Source organism: Falsihalocynthiibacter sp. S25ZX9 (genome assembly GCF_041205405.1).
Classification (GTDB): Bacteria; Pseudomonadota; Alphaproteobacteria; order Rhodobacterales; family Rhodobacteraceae; genus Falsihalocynthiibacter; species Falsihalocynthiibacter arcticus.
This window is the reverse complement of sequence record NZ_JBGFCD010000306.1, coordinates 1-287: the sequence shown is the minus strand read 5'-3', so window position 1 is coordinate 287 and position 287 is coordinate 1. Positions and strand designations below refer to the sequence as shown.

Genomic DNA, 287 nt, shown 5'->3' with positions numbered 1-287 from the left:
GAGCCTTTGAACTTCCAATTCGCCAGCGCATATCCGTTCACAGAGGCAATCAAAATCGACAGAATTGCCGATGGGATAAGGATGCGGACCGAGTTCATAAATCCGCGACTTAACCCGTCGCAGTTCAAACCCGTACAGGCCGTGCTCCACGCTTTCACCCATGGTTCAAACGTGACCTCGACTGGTAGGTCAAAGATATTGCCCAGTCGGATTTCCGGCATGCCCTTAATGGAGGTCGTAACCATCACATAGAGGGGCAGGAGGTAGTACATCGTCACCAAAAGAAG

1 pseudogene is annotated in these 287 nt (G+C 51.2%); it reads right to left on the bottom strand.

Annotated features, from left to right (window positions below):
- Window positions 1–287: pseudogene (locus AB9F29_RS22355) on the bottom strand (carbohydrate ABC transporter permease); the annotation flags it as partial.